Annotated in this window: 15 protein-coding genes and 1 riboswitch; of the genes, 3 read left to right on the forward strand and 12 right to left on the reverse strand. The window is 58.9% G+C overall.

What is annotated here, in order from left to right; genetic code table 11:
• Positions 1-39 precede the first annotated feature (39 nt).
• Together HFD94_RS01265 and HFD94_RS01270 are read right to left on the reverse strand one after the other, a co-directional pair.
• A complete protein-coding gene (locus tag HFD94_RS01265; protein ID WP_010260256.1) occupies positions 40-747 on the reverse strand; it encodes a Bax inhibitor-1/YccA family protein in 708 nt (235 codons plus the stop codon).
• Between the two features lie 245 nt (positions 748-992).
• Entirely contained in the window at positions 993-2087 is a 1095-nt protein-coding gene (locus HFD94_RS01270; protein ID WP_122889079.1) for a DUF1615 domain-containing protein, read from the reverse strand.
• A gap of 106 nt (positions 2088-2193) precedes the next feature.
• On the opposite strand from HFD94_RS01270, the gene HFD94_RS01275 reads away from it, so the two are divergent.
• Positions 2194-2979, forward strand: coding sequence for an OBAP family protein (locus tag HFD94_RS01275; protein WP_033766729.1), 786 nt, complete (start codon positions 2194-2196; stop codon positions 2977-2979).
• Between the two features lie 105 nt (positions 2980-3084).
• Here the strand turns inward: HFD94_RS01275 and moaE are convergent, their stop codons facing one another.
• The 5 genes from moaE to moaA form a co-directional block, all read right to left on the reverse strand.
• Positions 3085-3537 carry a molybdopterin synthase catalytic subunit MoaE gene (gene moaE / locus HFD94_RS01280; RefSeq protein WP_010669678.1) on the reverse strand — a complete coding sequence of 151 codons (453 nt, stop codon included), beginning with the start codon at positions 3535-3537 and terminating at the stop codon, positions 3085-3087.
• A gap of 1 nt (position 3538) precedes the next feature.
• On the reverse strand, positions 3539-3784 hold the full coding sequence (moaD, locus tag HFD94_RS01285) for a molybdopterin synthase sulfur carrier subunit (protein WP_022626012.1): 246 nt from the start codon (positions 3782-3784) through the stop codon (positions 3539-3541).
• A complete protein-coding gene (gene moaC, locus HFD94_RS01290) occupies positions 3777-4262 on the reverse strand; it encodes a cyclic pyranopterin monophosphate synthase MoaC (RefSeq protein ID WP_010260240.1) in 486 nt (161 codons plus the stop codon). Before moaC ends, moaD begins: the two co-directional genes overlap by 8 nt.
• A 2-nt stretch (positions 4263-4264) precedes the next feature.
• Positions 4265-4780: a molybdenum cofactor biosynthesis protein B gene (gene moaB / locus HFD94_RS01295; RefSeq protein ID WP_061704214.1), complete on the reverse strand. Its 516-nt coding sequence runs from the start codon at positions 4778-4780 to the stop codon at positions 4265-4267.
• A gap of 14 nt (positions 4781-4794) precedes the next feature.
• Positions 4795-5781 (reverse strand): GTP 3',8-cyclase MoaA, encoded by a 987-nt coding sequence (gene moaA, locus HFD94_RS01300; protein WP_022626014.1) that lies wholly within the window; start codon positions 5779-5781, stop codon positions 4795-4797.
• Positions 5771-5904: riboswitch (molybdenum cofactor riboswitch) on the reverse strand. It overlaps the preceding gene by 11 nt.
• 204 nt (positions 5905-6108) lie before the next feature.
• On the opposite strand from moaA, the gene yvcK reads away from it, so the two are divergent.
• Positions 6109-7032 (forward strand): uridine diphosphate-N-acetylglucosamine-binding protein YvcK, encoded by a 924-nt coding sequence (yvcK, locus tag HFD94_RS01305; protein WP_010260233.1) that lies wholly within the window; start codon positions 6109-6111, stop codon positions 7030-7032.
• Here the strand turns inward: yvcK and uvrB are convergent.
• A complete protein-coding gene (gene uvrB / locus HFD94_RS01310; RefSeq protein WP_010260230.1) occupies positions 7016-9037 on the reverse strand; it encodes an excinuclease ABC subunit UvrB in 2022 nt (673 codons plus the stop codon). The genes yvcK and uvrB overlap by 17 nt on opposite strands.
• 893 nt (positions 9038-9930) lie before the next feature.
• On the opposite strand from uvrB, the gene HFD94_RS01315 reads away from it, so the two are divergent.
• Positions 9931-10653 carry an ABC transporter ATP-binding protein gene (locus HFD94_RS01315; protein WP_010260222.1) on the forward strand — a complete coding sequence of 241 codons (723 nt, stop codon included), beginning with the start codon at positions 9931-9933 and terminating at the stop codon, positions 10651-10653.
• A gap of 146 nt (positions 10654-10799) precedes the next feature.
• Here the strand turns inward: HFD94_RS01315 and bioD are convergent, their stop codons facing one another.
• The 4 genes from bioD to bioB are packed head-to-tail and all read right to left on the reverse strand — an operon-like array spanning position 10800 to position 14389.
• On the reverse strand, positions 10800-11471 hold the full coding sequence (gene bioD, locus HFD94_RS01320) for a dethiobiotin synthase (RefSeq protein ID WP_062758126.1): 672 nt from the start codon (positions 11469-11471) through the stop codon (positions 10800-10802).
• The gene (bioC, locus tag HFD94_RS01325; RefSeq protein ID WP_031593835.1) at positions 11468-12223 is read right to left on the reverse strand and encodes a malonyl-ACP O-methyltransferase BioC; all 756 of its coding nucleotides are present in this window, start codon (positions 12221-12223) and stop codon (positions 11468-11470) included. The genes bioD and bioC overlap by 4 nt, the downstream gene beginning before the upstream one ends.
• Positions 12207-13358, reverse strand: coding sequence for an 8-amino-7-oxononanoate synthase (bioF, locus tag HFD94_RS01330; protein ID WP_167432714.1), 1152 nt, complete (start codon positions 13356-13358; stop codon positions 12207-12209). Before bioF ends, bioC begins: the two co-directional genes overlap by 17 nt.
• The gene (bioB, locus tag HFD94_RS01335) at positions 13358-14389 is read right to left on the reverse strand and encodes a biotin synthase BioB (RefSeq protein WP_010260213.1); all 1032 of its coding nucleotides are present in this window, start codon (positions 14387-14389) and stop codon (positions 13358-13360) included. The genes bioF and bioB overlap by 1 nt, the downstream gene beginning before the upstream one ends.
• Positions 14390-14401 lie beyond the last annotated feature (12 nt).

Here is a 14401-nt window from a genome sequence, read left to right on the forward strand (position 1 = left end):
AGGCGCAGACAGTGCGCCTCCCCCGCTACTCCCTCAGGCTTAACGGCGGTTGCCGAAAATCCGCAGCAGCATCAGGAACAGGTTGATAAAGTCGAGATACAGCGTCAGTGCGCCCATAATCGAGTAGCGACGCAGGTTTTCCGTATCGCGGGCATCGATCTGCTCACCGATATTTTTCAGCTTCTGCGTGTCATAGGCCGTTAACCCCACAAATACCACCACCCCGATGTAGGTAATCGCCCACATCAGCGCCGGGCTTTTCAGCCAGAAGTTCACCAGCGACGCCAGCACGATGCCAATCAGCGCCATAAACAGCAGGCTGCCAAAACGGCTGAGATCGCGTTTGGTGGTATAGCCGTAGAAGCTCATCGCGCCAAACATCCCCGCCGTGATAAAGAAGGTGCTGGCGATCGAAGAGTTGGTGTAAACCAGGAAGATACTCGCCATGGTCAGGCCGGTCAGCGCCGAATAGAGCATAAACAGCCCGGTTGCCACGGCCCCGCTCAGGCGATGCACCATGCCTGACAGGAAGAAGACCAGCCCCAGCTGCACGATAATCAGTCCGAAGAAGGTGATGCGGTTAGCAAACACCAGCTCCATGATCGCTGGCGTGCGTGCAGCGTACCAGGAGACAAACGCCGTCAGTAACAGACCGCAGGTCATCCAGCCATAGACCTGCGCCATATAGGCTTGTAAACCGCGAGATGCGGATTGAACGATGGAATCATTTCGTGGATATCGGTCCATGATGCACCTCTTGTTAAACGGATTAGGACCGGCTCCACACAGGGAACCGGATGAATAACCTGGTCTGGCAGGCATACGTTGTTTCTGTTTCAGCCCGTTGGCCAGCGACAGCGCGACACAACCGCCACGGGCCCATACGGCCTTATGAGGATGCGCACAGTTCAGGGCCAGAATAACAATAAAAGTCGCCCGGAACTGGCTCTAAGTGTGGCACAGCTCAGCTCAACTGCGCCACAACATGCCGCTTAACGTCGCGACAGGCACTGCTGATAACGGCTGTCGACACGCTGCGCAAACCACGCCGTGGTGAGATTACGGGTAATTTTCGGGCTTTCCAGCTTGATGCCCGGCAGCATTTCACGCGTTAATTTTCGACCCGCCATTTTATCCGCCAGGGTAAAGACCTGTTTCCAGAGTTCGCTGTCGCTGAACGACGCTTTCTCCCCTTTCTCCAGATCGCGGCGAATGTCGCTGTTGCTCATATCGATCTGCTTCGACAGCGTGCGCACCGCCAGTTCGGTGCCGCCCGCCGCATCCGATCCATAAAGAATCAGATCGCCATCCAGTGCCAGCTTCATGCCGGTGGCGCGCGACACCGCCGCCTGGAAGGCCGCATTGCGGCTGGCATACCAGCCCGCATTGTAGTCGGCAAAGCGGTAGAGCGGCTGGCTGTAGTCAGCCGGATAGCCGAGCAGGTGCATCGTCCCGAAGTAGATCCCGCCATGACGGGTAAAGACTTCACGCCGGATAGTGCCATCGATCGGCCACGGGTAGCCTTTGGCATGCGCTTCGGCAAACGCAATGCTGACCTGCATCGGCCCGCCGGTGTGGATTGGATTGAGATTACCAAACAGCGTCTGGCCCATCGGCACCATATCGATCAGGTCATCGAAAATAGCGCTCAGCTCTTTCTCACTGCGCACTTTGTCCAGCCGGGCGGCGTAGCTTTCACCGGTGGGCGATTTGATCTGCAGCGCGGTACGCACCAGGAATGCCGGGACGTGCACCTGCGCCGCACGGCGGTTGATCTCGCCCCAGGCGATTTTTGGCAGACCCGGCACCGCGGCCTCGGCGCTGAAGTTGCTCTCCTGATCCGCCACGGCGATCACCGCGCAGAGGTTGCTGGCGCTGGGATCGATCTGCTGAGTGCGGAAGGTGGTGTAGATATCGTCGCTCCACGCCGCTTTATTGCTGACGTGCGACGGCAACAGCCGCTGGATCTGCGCTTTGACATCTTCAGGCTGCCGCACCGGCGCCTCAGGGGTTTTCTTGCTGCTACAACCTGCCAGCACCAGTGCGGCGACCAGTGTCAGACGTTGCAGAATCGGGGTGGATGACATGCCTGTCCTCAGAATGAACCAAAGCTCTACTCTACCATTGCCAGAGTTTCACAGGCAGGCGAGAACTGAACTAAGGTTATCTTTTTTACCGTTAAAGGAACTTACGATGTTTAAACTCTGGCCTGTTGCGGCATTCAGCCTGTTATTAACCGGCTGCGGCGCCAATAATACGCCTGCCCAGGTAAAATCACCGGGCGCACCCACCTCCTCCTCGCTTAAGGTGCTGGAGACCGGCGCCAGCGTGATGCAGTCACGTCCGCCCATCGACGCCATCAACACCTATCTTGACGGATTCCATTTTTATAACGGCGATAAGAACGGTCAGATGGAGGCGCACCACTATGTCACCGTGCTGAACGACGATGTGATGCAGGCGGTGATTTACGACGGCAACACGCGCGATGCACGGCTGATGGGCGTGGAGTACATTATCAGCGAACGGTTGTTTAACACCCTGCCGCCCGAAGAGAAGAAGCTCTGGCACAGCCATCAGTATGAGGTGAAATCGGGCACGCTGATTGCACCAGGCTTACCGGAAGCCGCCGACCACGCCCTGATGAAGCGCATTGTGAACACCTACGGGAAAACCTGGCACACCTGGCACACCGATCGCGACAAAACGCTGCCGATCGGCATTCCGGCGCTGATGATGGGCTTTACGGAGGATGGTCAGATGGACTCGCGACTGCTGGCGGACCGCGATCGTCGTTTTGACGTCGACAGCAAAAAGATCCGCACCCAGCGTGCGGATATCGTGGCGCATCCTGCCGCGGCAGGTGCCAACGCCTGGCAACAGGGCCAGGTCATTCAGCTGAAGCGCACCGCCGGCGGCGGCGAACACAGCCACGGTCAGACCGGTTTTGGTCCGGCTGAGCAGCTAAAGCAGCCTTAATCCCGCGCTAAGCGTCGTGATGTCCGGGGATGCGGGCCGCGGCGTGTCTGCGGTTAACGGCTCAGCGGGCGCAGACACTTCTGCCCGCTAAGCCGTTAATGCAGCTTAGTCCCAGCGCTGAGCCGCCTGGTGGTCGCTGTCGCGGGCATCCACCCAGCGATCGCCCTTCTCTGTCGCTTCTCGCTTCCAGAACGGCGCGCGGGTTTTCAGGTAATCCATGATGAACTCTGCAGCGGAAAAGGCGCTGCCACGATGGGCGCTGGTCACGCCCACCAGCACGATTTCATCGCCGGGAAACAGTTCGCCCACGCGATGGATCACCGTGACGCGCTGCAGCGGCCAGCGTTCGCGCGCCGCATCAACAATCTCCTGCAGCGCTTTTTCGGTCATGCCGGGATAGTGCTCCAGCGTCAGTGCCGCGACGTCGTTGCCCAGATTGTGGTTACGGACTTTGCCGGTAAAGGTCACTACAGCACCATCTTCATCACAGGCCGCCAGCCAGCGATAGGCTTCCGCCATATCAAAGGGCGCGGGGCCGACGCGAATCTGCGTTTCCATCTTAGCCTCCGGTCACGGGCGGGAAGAAGGCCACTTCATCACCGGCGTGCAGCGGATGACTCATCGGCACCAGCGTCTGATTCACTGCCGCCAGCAGCTTGCCCGACTCGAGCGCCAGCGCCCAGCGGTCATCGCGTTCTGCCAGCGCACTGCGCAGCGCGGCCACATCCGGATAATCAGCACCGACCTCAAGCGATGAGGTGCCGGTCAGCTCACGGACCTGGGCGAAAAACAGCACCTTAATCATGCGCGACCGCCTGGAAATCGCCGCTTTTGCCACCGCTCTTGCTGATTAACCGCAGCTGATCGATAACGATATCTTTCTGCACCGCTTTGCACATGTCATAGATGGTGAGCGCGGCAACCGATGCGGCCGTCAGCGCTTCCATCTCCACGCCGGTTTTGCCGGTCAGGCGACAGAGCGTGGTGATGCGGACCCGGCTGTGGTCCGGTTCAGCCTCCAGGTTCACTTCCACTTTGCTCAGCATCAGCGGATGACAGAGCGGAATCAGTTCCCAGGTGCGTTTCGCCGCCTGAATACCGGCGATGCGCGCGGTGGCAAAGACATCCCCTTTGTGGTGGCTGCCTTCGATAATCATCTGCAGCGTTTCCGGCTGCATCAGCACAAGCACTTCTGCCCGCGCTTCGCGCACGGTTTCCGCCTTGGCGGAGACATCCACCATGTGCGCTTCGCCCGCGGCGTTAATGTGTGTGAGTTGAGACATACTTACCGTTTCTTGAGATGTGAGACAAAATTACAGGGCGCGGTGCGCGCATCAAGCTGGTCAACGATAATGCGTTCCCAGGCGGTGCGGCAGGCGCTGGTGGAACCCGGCACGGCCAGGATCAGCGTCTGATTAGCCAGACCGGCAATCGCGCGCGACTGCAATGTCGAACCGCCAATCTCTTCATAGGAGATCATCCGGAACAGTTCGCCAAATCCATCAATCTCGCGGTCAAACAGCGGCAGCAGCGCTTCCGGCGTGCTGTTTTTCAGATTAAAGCCGGTTCCGCCATTAATAATCACGACCTGAACATCTTCACTGGCGATCCAGCGCGACACGGTGGCGCGAATACGATAGAGATTATCCGGCACGATGGCGTGATCGACCACCTCATGCCCCGCTTCGGCTGCGGCTTCGCGCAGATAGTCGCCGGAGGTATCGTCACTGGCATCGCGACGATCTGACACTGTCATCACCGCAATCTGCACTGCCTGAAATTCGCTGGCTGGTTTACCCATACTGCCTCCTGAAATTAGCCGCCAATGTAAGAGAGATTCTGTGTGATGCCGGTGTTGCCCTGATGCAGAAAGTGCGTCTGCTTTTTCTGCCCCAGGCTGCTGGCAATACGCGCCTGCAGTTCGGCCTGCTGGTCGTCTGACGCCAGCAGATCGCGCAGCGGCACACCGCCGTCACCAAACAGGCATAGGTGCAGATTACCGTGCGCCGAAACGCGCAGACGGTTGCAGCTGGCACAGAAATCTTTGGCGTAGGGCATGATCAGACCAATCTCGCCGACATAATCGGGATGGTAAAAGACCTGCGCCGGGCCGTCGCTGCGTCCGCTCTCCCGACGCTGCCAGCCCTGGGCGATCAGCTGATCGCGGATGACCATGCCGGAAACGTGCTGGTCGCGGAATAGCGTGCCGCCGTCGCCGGTCTCCATCAGTTCGATAAAGCGCAGCTGAATCGGACGGGTGCGGATCCAGTCGAGGAACGTAGCCAGATTACGGCTGTTGAGATCGCGCATCAGCACGCTGTTGACTTTGACCTGGCGAAAACCGGCGTCGAGGGCAGCATCAATACCACTCATCACCTGATGGAATTTATCCTGGCCGGTAATGGCGTGAAACTGACGCGCATCCAGGCTGTCGACGCTGACGTTGAGTGCGGTTAACCCCGCGTCACGCCACTGTTTCACGTCACGCGCCAACCGGTAGCCATTGGTGGTTACCGCGATCTGGCGAATGGAGGCGTTTTCGCGCACCGCCGCAATGATGTCGGTGAAATCACGGCGCAGCGACGGCTCACCGCCGGTCAGCCGCACTTTTTCCGTTCCGGCAGCGGCAAAGGCCCGCGTGACGCGGCGGATTTCATCCAGGGAGAGAAAGCTTTTGTTACGAATTCCCTGCGGCTTGTAGCCGTCAGGAAGACAGTAGGTACAGCGGAAATTACAGACATCCGTGACCGACAGGCGCAGGTAATAGAACTTACGCGCGTATGCATCAGTAAATTGTGACACCAGAACACCTTTCCAGATTGGGAGATGCAGTCATTTCTTCCTGCACCCTGGCAGCTCGATGGCTACGGCCTGAACCCCCTATCCGCAGACGTAGGCATTCAGGCTTGAGTGTACGCTGACCCGTTGATCAGCGCGGTAAGCATGATGGTAGCGTGATTTTCGTCACTCTTCCATTTGCTGTTTTCGCTATATATTCTTATACATATCGAATTTTCACCGCATTTTCGCGACAGGATACGTTAAAATGCGATCCAGATTTTGACGTAAGTCATCCGCGCGGGCTTAGCGATTAGAGCCACGCCACGCGAAGAGATATTAAGGAGAAGTATGAATCGCACACTGGCCGATCTTGATCGCGTTGTGGCACTGGGAGGCGGACACGGTTTAGGCCGCGTCATGTCTGCCCTTTCCCCGCTGGGCTCGCGTCTCACCGGCATCGTCACCACCACCGACAACGGCGGATCAACCGGCCGTATTCGTCGCTCAGAAGGCGGTATCGCCTGGGGCGATATGCGTAACTGCCTTAACCAGCTGATTGCAGAACCCAGCGTCGCCTCGGCGATGTTTGAGTACCGTTTTGCCGGTAATGGCGAACTGGCCGGACACAACCTGGGTAATCTGATGCTGCGGGCGCTGGATCATCTCAGCGTTCGTCCGCTGGAAGCGATCAACATTATCCGTAACCTGCTGAAGGTCGACGCCTTTTTAATCCCGATGTCGGAGCAGCCGGTGGATTTGGTGGCGATGGATGTTGAAGGCAACATGGTTTATGGCGAAACCGCAATTGACGAGATGAAGCAGCCGCCGCAGGAGCTGATGCTGCATCCCAACGTCCAGCCAACGCGGGAAGCGCTGCAGGCGGTTGGTGAAGCGGATCTGATCCTGATTGGACCCGGCAGCTTTTACACCAGTCTGATGCCGATTCTGCTGATGGAAGAGATGGCGCAGGCCTTGCGTCGCACGCCTGCCACTATGGTGTTTATCGGCAATCTGGGCCGCGAGCTGAGTCCTGCCGCCGCCAGTCTCTCAGTGGCTGACAAGCTGCAGATGATGGAGCGTTATATCGGCAAGCGGGTGATTGATGCGCTGGTCGTCAGCCCGGCAGTGGACACCCGTGGCATTGAAAACCGACTGATTGTCCGTGAACCGCTGGAGGCCGCCGATATCCAATATCGTCACGACCGCCAGCTGTTACGGGTGGCGCTGGAACACGCCATTCAGGGCTTTAACGGCGCTACGAGGCCGCAATAAACAGCGTTCGCAGTTCATGCAGCTGATCGCGCACGTTGGCCGCCTGTTCGAACTCCAGGTTCTGCGCATGCTGCTGCATCTGCCCTTCCAGCTCGTGGATCTTCTTCTGCAGAGCCTGCGGCGTTAACAGCTGGAAATCGGCCAGCGCCTGGGCTTCGCCAGGACGGGCTGGTTTCGCTTTGCCGCGGGTTTTCACCACGTTTTTGCCCAGTTCCAGAATATCGGTGATCTTCTTATTCAGGCCCTGCGGCACGATGCCATTCTCTTCGTTGTGCAGCTGCTGTTTCTCACGGCGGCGCTCGGTCTCTTCAATGGCGCGCGCCATCGACGGCGTGATTTTATCCCCGTAGAGAATCGCCTTACCGTTGATGTTACGCGCCGCACGGCCAATGGTCTGAATCAGCGAGCGTTCGGAGCGCAGGAAGCCCTCTTTATCCGCATCGAGAATCGCCACCAGCGACACTTCCGGCATATCCAGCCCCTCACGCAGTAAGTTGATGCCCACCAGCACATCAAACTCGCCCAGACGTAAGTCGCGGATAATCTCCATACGCTCTACCGTGTCGATATCGGAGTGCAGATAACGCACCTTCTCACCATGCTCAGACAGATATTCGGTGAGATCTTCCGCCATGCGTTTGGTCAGCACCGTCACCAGTACACGTTCGTTGATCGCCACGCGCTGACGGATTTCTGACAGCAGATCGTCGACCTGGGTACCGACCGGACGCACTTCGATGATCGGATCCAGCAGACCGGTAGGACGCACCACCTGATCGATCACTTCGTCGCCCGATTTTTCCAGCTCATATTTGCCCGGCGTCGCCGAAACATAGATGGTCTGCGGGGCCAGCGCCTCAAACTCTTCAAACTTCATCGGACGGTTATCCAGCGCCGACGGCAGGCGGAAGCCATACTCCACCAGCGTCTCTTTACGCGCCCGGTCGCCTTTGTACATGCCGCCAATCTGCGGAATGGTCACGTGCGACTCATCCACCACCAGCAGGCCATCGGCGGGCAGATAGTCAAACAGCGTCGGTGGCGCTTCGCCTGGTCCGCGTGCGGAGAGGTAGCGTGAGTAGTTCTCGATGCCGGAGCAGTAGCCCAGCTCGCTCATCATCTCCAGGTCAAACTGGGTACGCTGGGTAATGCGCTGCTCTTCCAGCAGCTTATTGTTCTCCAGCAGCACCCGGCGGCGGTCCGCCAGCTCGACTTTGATATCTTCCATCGCCTGCAGAATACGCTCACGCGGCGTGACGTAGTGCGTCTTGGGGTAGATGGTAAAGCGCGGCACGACCGAATCGATCTGGCCGGTCAGCGGGTCAAACAGCGACAGACGCTCAACCTCTTCGTCAAACAGCTCGACGCGCAGCGCAATATCGTCCGACTCCGCCGGGAAGATATCGATCACTTCGCCGCGCACCCGGAAGGTGCCGCGCTGGAACGCCTGGTCGTTGCGGGTGTACTGCAGCTCTGACAGACGGCGCAGAATACTGCGCTGATCGATAATCATGCCGCGGGTCAGGTGCAGCATCATTTTCAGATAGAGATCGGGATCGCCCAGACCGTAGATAGCCGAAACCGATGCCACCACAATGACATCGCGCCGTTCCAGCAGCGCCTTGGTGGCCGACAGACGCATCTGTTCGATATGTTCGTTCACCGACGCATCCTTTTCGATAAAGGTGTCGGAGCTCGGCACATAGGCTTCAGGCTGGTAGTAGTCGTAGTAAGAGACGAAAAACTCGACGGCGTTATCCGGGAAAAACTCTTTCATCTCGCCATAGAGCTGGGCGGCCAGCGTCTTGTTGGGTGCCAGCACCATGGTCGGACGGTTGAGGTCGGCAATCACGTTGGCGACGGTAAACGTTTTACCGGAGCCGGTTACGCCTAATAAGGTCTGATGGGCCAGTCCATCCTCCAGCCCCTCTTCCAGGCGACGTATCGCCTCAGGCTGGTCGCCCGAAGGTTTAAAGGCGGAGTTCAATTTAAAGGCTTTGCTCATGAATGCAGTTCCTGCTGGAGAAGTCGGCGGGCAGGCACTTATTTTACTCTGCTATGGTGATTTTGCCAGAAAATAATACTGGATATAAAAACAGTATTGGTGCAATGTTAACGCCAGCAGGATGGCACCTGATGTCCCTGCAGGCTGGCAGCGTTATCGCTCAGCATGTTGCGCAATGTTATCCCCAGGAAGGGATCTGATTTAACATTTGTCAATAGAGTGTCACAAAATTACAGTACGGTTACCTGACAGATAATTCTCAGGCTTGTTTTTTAATAAACAACTGATTTTACTGACATAAGGCTATGAGGCCAGATTCTCGTCATTATGTTACCAGGCCGCGTATTTCCTCGCTTCCAACTGGTTTTCATTACCTAATGCACAAGGTTATCCACAGGAATGGTGGATAAGTGATGGCAGCCCCGACGCCATCAGCTGTGTATAATTTTTCCCTGCCTTCTCACTACCGTGAAAATAATTTTTTTTGCGTTAAATTTCGCGTCGCCTGCTGACGGATTATTCTGCAATTTTAATCTGTCACCGGGTGTCGTACGCAAATTTGCACGCCTCATACTAAGATTCTTAATCGGACTTCCTGCCACGTTACAGTACGTCTGCACCAGAAACAGCGCTCCAGGGCACTGCAAAAGTGCAGGCGCGTGGTCACCGTGGGGAATTGATAAGTTTTTCTCACGTTTCATCCCTGACACGCGGCGCTGCAGCAGGAAACAGGGCCGTTTTTAGATCTGGCCTGGGAATTGCAGGAGTCAGTAGCGTCACCGCGCGGAACGCGCACTGTGCTGCAATGGCGAGGCTGCCGTTGCTGATGACTTGTTTGCCAGACGACAGAGCGCGGAAGCAATCAGGCTAACGATCGGGAAGGAGAGTGTCAGATGCTGAGTTTACGTTCGGTAAATCAATTTTACGGTCAAAACCATATTCTGTGGGATGTGGACCTGGATCTGTCGCCTGGCACCTGCACCGGCATTCTGGGCCGTCCTGGCATGGGTAAAACCACGCTGGTGAACTGCATCATGGGCAGATTGCCAATTAACAGCGGCTCTATCTCCTGGAAAGAGGATGGCTCGCCGCCGGAAGATCTGCTGCTGCAACCGGCTGAACAGCGGGCGCAGATGGGGATTGGCTATGTGCCGCAGGGTCGCCATATTTTTACTCAGATGAGCGTGGAAGATAATCTGCTGATTGCCCTGCTGGCGGGTGCCAGCCAGCGCGATCGGCATCGCGCCATTCCCGAAATGGTGTTCGACCTCTTCCCGGCGCTCTACTCACTGCGCCAGCAGCGCAGCGGCGATCTGCCGATCGATCAGCAGCAACAGCTGGCCCTGGCGCGCGCGCTGGTGCTGCAGCCCAAACTGCTGATTCTGGATGAGCCGACCGACGGGATGTCGCCGTGGCTGGAAGAGGAGATGGGCAATCTGATCCGTCGGCTTAACCTCGACTACGGGCTGACCATCCTGCTGCTGGAGCAGCGCCTGTCGCTGATTCGTCGCGTAGCGGACTATTTCCTGCTGCTGCACCGCGGCCGCAATGTGGCGCAGGGCAGCATGGAACAGCTCGATGACCACACCGTCGATAAATGGCTGACGGTAGCCTGACACTCAGCGCCTGCCCCACCGGGCGTAAGTGTTGCAGGCAGGCTGGAGACGGAGCGCGCGGAACTACCAGAGCGTGTGCACAGCGCGCAAGGATGGAGAGCACTGCCCGGATTCAGCACAACAAATAAAATAGCCAGGCCACGCGGTTACTCCGGCAGCGTCAGGTAGTGACCACAGGACGCCTGCTGCGCCGCATCGGTGAGAAACGGGATGGTGCCCAGACAGGGCGCAGGCAGTCGATTTTTCAGGCTGGTGAGATACTCCTGATAGCGTTTACCCGGGGGTTCGACGGTGTTGGCGATCCAGCCCACCAGCGGCAGGCCGCTTGCCCGCACCGCGTCAGCGGTGAGCATGGCGTGATTGATGCAGCCGAGCTTAATCCCTACCACCAGAATCACGGGCAGCTTTTCGCTGACCACCCAGTCCGCATAAGTATGCGTCTCCGACAACGGGGTATACCAGCCGCCCGCGCCCTCTACCAGAATCCAGTCTGCCAGCGGTTGCAGCGCCGCCAGACCTGCCGACAGCGCCAGATGGGTGATCGGCCTGCCCTCTTCGGCGCTGACGATGTGCGGCGAAGTCGGCTCGAGAAACGCCAGCGGATTGACCTGCTGATAGCTTAACGGCACGCTGCTGTAACGCTGCAGCGCCAGCGCATCGCTGTTACGGATGCCCTCTGGCGTCATCTCACAGCCTGAGGCAACCGGCTTATAGCCCGCACAGCGATAGCCCGCTGCGGCTGCCGCCTGCAGCAGCCCGCCGCTGGCCACGGTTTTACCGACCTCGGTGTCGGTGCCAGTGATAAACAGGCGTTTCATGATGCACTTACTCCATAGATTAAATGGTAACTCAGGCGATAGCCGTGCCGATCGCGCGGCCAGTGCGCCTCTAACTGGTTGAGCCGTTGTCGGGTTAATACCTGCCCGTCACGCCCCTGGTGCAGATGGGTCGCGCCAATCCCCTTCAGGGAGCGCATGGCGCTGAGCGCATCGGGAAAATGCAGGGTCACCACCTCTGAGGTACAGCGCAGGTGCTCTGCGTGGCAGGCCGCCGCAATCTGCGGCTCGCTGAGAAAGCGGTTGGCGTGAGGCAGCGCATCCAGATGGGACCAGGCTTCATGAACCTCCTGCAGCGAACCGTCGCCCAGAGTGGAAAACAGCAGCGTGCCATCGGGCCGCAGCACCCGCCGGAACTGGCTCAGCGCGCCGGGCAGATCCTCGCTCCACTGCACCGCCAGGTTGCTCCACACCAGATCAATCGTGTTATCCGCCAGCGGCAGCGCGTCGATATCACCGGCCAGATAGTGCTGCGCCGCGTCATTGTCCCGCGCCTGTTGCAGCATCTGCGGAGAGAGATCCAGAGCCGTTACCTGTTTGCCACGTTCGCGCCACAGCCTGCTGTACCAGCCGGTGCCGCAACCGGCATCCAGCAGCTGCAGACCGCTCTGTGCGGGCGCCAGTGCCAGCAGGGCATCGCCGCTGAGGCGTTGCAGCGCCGCATGGGCATCGTAATGGCTGGCCGCCCGGCCAAAGGCGCGTGCCACCGCCTGCTTGTCAACCCGCAGCGTCATGCAGCGCCTCCAGTAACCGGTCAATATCCTCGGGGCGATGAGCCGCGGTCAGAGTGATGCGCAGCCGGGCCGTCCCCGGCGGCACGGTCGGTGGCCGGATCGCGCTGACCCAGCAGCCCGCCTCAGCCAGCCGCTGGGAGAGCGCCATCGCATCGCCATTTTCGCCCACCAGGAGCGGCTGAATCGCGCTGCCGGAGTTCATCAGTTGCCACGGCAGCGAGGCCGCACCGCGCCGGAAATGGCCAATGTTCTGTTGCAGTTGCTGCCGCAGGGCATCGCCTTGCTGAACTTCACGCAGCGCCGCCTGCAGCGCGCTCGCCTGCGCCGCGGGCATCGCGGTGGAGTAGATCAGATGTCGGCTGAACTGCAGAAAATAGTCGGCGGTGGCTGCGTCGCACAGCAGCGCGGCACCGCTGACGCCAAAGGCTTTGCCAAAGGTGACCACCAGTAGTTCCGGTTTAACGCCCTGCTGCCAGCAGCTGCCGCGCCCCTGCTCACCCACTACGCCGATGCCGTGCGCATCATCCACCAGCAGCCAGCCCTCTGCCTGGCGCGTCTGTTGCGCCAGGGCGGCCAGCGGCGCACTGTCGCCATCCATGCTGAAAATACCTTCCGTCACCACCAGCGTTTCGCCCTCGCAGGGAGAGGCGAGCCGGGCTGCCAGACTCTCCGGCGCGTTGTGATGGAAACGTCGTAGCTGTGCCGGACTATGGCTGGCGGCGTCGAGCAGCGAGGCGTGGCTGAGTTTATCGGCCAGGATGCGATCGTTTTTCTCGCCCAGCAGATGAATGACCGCCTGATTGGCCGCAAAGCCAGAGATAAACAGCAGCGCACGGTCGTAGCCGAGCCAGTCGGCCAGCTGCGCCTCAAGATCGGCGTGCTGACGGTGATAACCCGTGACATGCCCTGACGCACCGGCACCTGCGCCCGCCTGCGCCGCGCCCTGTTGCCAGCCCGCAATCACCGCCGGATGCTGGGTTAAGCCGAGATAATCATTGCTGGAAAAGTGGAGATAGCTGCGGCCGCCGCTGTGCAGCGTGCGGGTCGATTGCTGATCGATCACCCGTCGCTGCCGCCAGCCATCGGCCGCCCGGCGCTGCGTCAGCGCCTGACGGATACGTTGCTGCCAGCCCATTACAGCGCCGCGTTGTAGAACTGTTCAGTGTCGGCATGGAATAGCTGCTCGCTGAGTTGCTGCTCCTGCTGCTGATCGCCGTGCTGAGTGTGAGTATGCTCCGGGTTAAGACCCAGTTTGCGGAACAGCACGCGGTCTTTGTCCTCTTCCGGATTCGGCGTGGTCAGCAGTTTGCAGCCGTAGAAAATCGAGTTCGCCCCGGCCATAAAGCACATCGCCTGGGTCTGCTCGCTCATCTGCTCACGGCCCGCTGAGAGGCGCACATGCGAGGTCGGCATCATGATGCGCGCCACCGCGATGGTGCGGATAAAATCGAACGGTTCCACATCATCGTTATCCGCCAACGGCGTGCCTTTGACCTTCACCAGCATATTGATCGGTACACTCTCCGGCGGCGTTGGCAGGTTGGCTAACTGCACCAGCAGACCGGCGCGGTCGTTAACGGTTTCGCCCAGGCCGACAATGCCACCCGAACAGACCTTAATGCCGGCGTCGCGCACTTTGCCCAGCGTATCCAGACGTTCCTGATAGCTGCGGGTGGTGATGATGGAGCCGTAGAATTCCGGTGAGGTGTCGAGGTTATGGTTGTAGAAATCGAGACCCGCGCCCGCCAGTCGCTGCGCCTGGTGCTCGCTGAGCGTGCCCAGCGTCATGCAGGTTTCCATTCCCATCGCCTTCACACCTTCCACCATCTTCTCCAGATAGGGCATATCGCGCTCGTGCGGATTTTTCCACGCGGCACCCATGCAGAAACGGGTTGAACCGGCGGCTTTGGCCTGACGCGCTGAGGTCAGCACCTCTTCCACTTCCATCAGCCGCTCCGACTCCAGGCCGGTCTTGTAGCGCGCACTCTGCGGGCAGTATTTACAATCTTCCGGACAGGCGCCGGTTTTGATCGACAGCAGAGTACTGACCTGCACCTGGCGCGGATCGAAGTGCTGCCGATGCACCTGCTGCGCTTTAAACATCAGTTCAAGAAAGGGTTGATCAAACAGCGCTTGCGCCTGTGCAATTGTCCAGCGTTGAGCCATTACTTACTCCAA

Origin of the sequence: Pantoea sp. EKM20T, assembly GCF_011800485.1 — a bacterium.
Lineage (GTDB): Bacteria > Pseudomonadota > Gammaproteobacteria > Enterobacterales > Enterobacteriaceae > Pantoea > Pantoea agglomerans.

Excerpts from the sequence above, each read along its gene's own strand:
- moaE (WP_010669678.1), bottom strand. The coding sequence starts at position 3,537 with ATGGAAACGCAGATTCGCGTCGGCCCCGCGCCCTTTGATATGGCGGAA.
- moaD (WP_022626012.1), bottom strand. The coding sequence starts at position 3,784 with ATGATTAAGGTGCTGTTTTTCGCCCAGGTCCGTGAGCTGACCGGCACC.
- bioD (WP_062758126.1), bottom strand. The coding sequence starts at position 11,471 with ATGAAACGCCTGTTTATCACTGGCACCGACACCGAGGTCGGTAAAACC.
- bioF (WP_167432714.1), bottom strand. The coding sequence starts at position 13,358 with ATGGGCTGGCAGCAACGTATCCGTCAGGCGCTGACGCAGCGCCGGGCG.
- HFD94_RS01315 (WP_010260222.1), top strand. The coding sequence starts at position 9,931 with ATGCTGAGTTTACGTTCGGTAAATCAATTTTACGGTCAAAACCATATT.
- HFD94_RS01270 (WP_122889079.1), bottom strand. The coding sequence starts at position 2,087 with ATGTCATCCACCCCGATTCTGCAACGTCTGACACTGGTCGCCGCACTG.
- bioC (WP_031593835.1), bottom strand. The coding sequence starts at position 12,223 with ATGACGCTGCGGGTTGACAAGCAGGCGGTGGCACGCGCCTTTGGCCGG.
- yvcK (WP_010260233.1), top strand. The coding sequence starts at position 6,109 with ATGAATCGCACACTGGCCGATCTTGATCGCGTTGTGGCACTGGGAGGC.
- uvrB (WP_010260230.1), bottom strand. The coding sequence starts at position 9,037 with ATGAGCAAAGCCTTTAAATTGAACTCCGCCTTTAAACCTTCGGGCGAC.
- moaB (WP_061704214.1), bottom strand. The coding sequence starts at position 4,780 with ATGGGTAAACCAGCCAGCGAATTTCAGGCAGTGCAGATTGCGGTGATG.
- moaC (WP_010260240.1), bottom strand. The coding sequence starts at position 4,262 with ATGTCTCAACTCACACACATTAACGCCGCGGGCGAAGCGCACATGGTG.
- HFD94_RS01275 (WP_033766729.1), top strand. The coding sequence starts at position 2,194 with ATGTTTAAACTCTGGCCTGTTGCGGCATTCAGCCTGTTATTAACCGGC.
- bioB (WP_010260213.1), bottom strand. The coding sequence starts at position 14,389 with ATGGCTCAACGCTGGACAATTGCACAGGCGCAAGCGCTGTTTGATCAA.
- HFD94_RS01265 (WP_010260256.1), bottom strand. The coding sequence starts at position 747 with ATGGACCGATATCCACGAAATGATTCCATCGTTCAATCCGCATCTCGC.